Source organism: Micromonospora sp. NPDC002575, from assembly GCF_042889525.1.
In the GTDB taxonomy this organism is placed as follows: Bacteria; Actinomycetota; Actinomycetes; order Mycobacteriales; family Micromonosporaceae; genus Micromonospora; species Micromonospora carbonacea.
On sequence record NZ_JBIARA010000068.1, the window covers coordinates 1 to 1,621 of the forward strand.

At 69.5% G+C, this 1,621-nt stretch carries 3 protein-coding genes; all 3 read left to right on the top strand.

The annotated features are described in order from the left end of the window. The first annotated feature begins 38 nt into the window (after positions 1–38). The gene (locus ACFYWL_RS31130; RefSeq protein WP_386980400.1) at positions 39–119 is read left to right on the top strand and encodes a zinc-ribbon domain-containing protein; all 81 of its coding nucleotides are present in this window, start codon (positions 39–41) and stop codon (positions 117–119) included. A 60-nt stretch (positions 120–179) separates the two neighbouring features. Next, complete coding sequence (locus ACFYWL_RS31135) at positions 180–1,214, top strand: DUF6745 domain-containing protein (protein ID WP_386980394.1); 1,035 nt, start codon at positions 180–182, stop codon at positions 1,212–1,214. A 34-nt stretch (positions 1,215–1,248) separates the two neighbouring features. Continuing rightward, positions 1,249–1,621: hypothetical protein (locus tag ACFYWL_RS31140; RefSeq protein WP_386980397.1), on the top strand; the 373-nt coding region annotated here is incomplete at its 3' end.

Below are 1,621 nucleotides of genomic sequence, written 5' to 3' on the forward strand. Positions count from 1 at the left end.
CACCGGGACCAGTGCCCGGCCAGCGAGAAGGACACCTCGTGACCTGCCCGCGCTGCAAGGCGCCGAACAGTCCGGGGCGGCACTTCTGTGCCCGCTGCGGCGCACCCGTCGGCCAGTAGTCAGCAGCCCCGCCGCGGCCCGAACCTGCGGCGGGGCCCAACCCCAAGGAGAACACCGGAGTGAAGATCACTCAATTGACCGCACGGCAGCTTGCCGCGCTGCCCACCGTCCGTGACGAATGGCTCCAGTACGGACTTGCCACCGGTCCGGCTGACCGGGCCGAGGGTGAAGCAGGCGTGTGCGAGGCGTACCGTGCGGCTGGTCTGGAGCCCCCGCAGATGATGATCTGGCTGGACTCGCCCATGGCGGGTGCGATCGGCGCCTGGATGCTCACGACTGCTGAGGCTCAGGTCGGGGCTCAGGTCTGGGATCAGGTCCGGGCTCAGGTCGTGGATCAGGTCCGGGATCAGGTCGGGGCTCAGGTCTGGGATCAGGTCTGGGATCAGGTCGGGGCTCAGGTCCGGGCTCAGGTCCGGGCTCAGGTCCGGGATCAGGTCTACAAGGCAGCCCCCGGCCAGCACGATGCCGGATGGCTTGCCTTCTGCGACTACTTCCGCCAGCACTCCGCCCTCACTGAAGCCGACCGCCTCGCAGGCATGATGCGCGTCGCCCAGAGCGCAGGCTGGTGGTGGCCCTTCACCAACGCCGTCATCCTCACTGAACGCCCCACCACCCTCCACCGCGACAGCCAGGCCCGCCTGCACTGCGAAGACGGACCCGCCATCGCCTACCCCGACGGCTTCGCCATCTGGTCCTGGCACGGCACCCGCGTCCCTCAAACCCTCATCGAAACCGAATGGACCCTCAAACAGATCCTTGAGGAACCCAACGCGGAAGTCCGCCGCTGCGCCATCGAAAAGCTCGGCTGGGATCACTTCATCCAGGAATCCGGCCTACGCAAGATCGCCTCCGCGCCCGACCCCGGCAACCCTCCCTACCACCTCGCCCTCTACGACCTCCCCGAGGAACTCGCCGACCTGTACGAGGAGCCCGCCCGCATCCTCCTCGCCGTGAACGGCAGCCCCGAGCCCGACGGCACCCGCCGCCGGTTCGGCCTCCCCGTCCCCTCACACCACACCGACCCCATCGAAGCGGCCGCCGAGATGTACGGCATGCCCCTGGCCGCCTACCAGCAGCTCGAAGTCCGCCGCTAGCAGCCGCCACAACTCACCACAGAAAGGACACACCATGATCACCCTGTCCGAGCTGGAGACTCTCGCCGCCACCCGCGTCCTTGACCACCTCGACCGCGACACCGCACTGCCCGTCGTCACCCGGGCCGCCTGCCAGGGCGACGTCAGCATCCTCCGCGTCACCACCCAGCACGCCACGACGCTCCTGCCGCAGGCCGGATTCCCCGTCGTCCGCGGCGAGGCCGGAGGCAACACCCACAGCCTCCACGCAGCCGCAGACTCGGGCGTGTGCTTCACCCCGGCCGACGGCCGCGGCGACGAGCTGGTCCTCGGCACGCTCACCGTCCCCGACGGCGCGGAGGCATACCTGCTCCACCCGGAGCACGGGGGAATGGCCATCGCCCCCGGCACCTACCGCATCGGTCGCC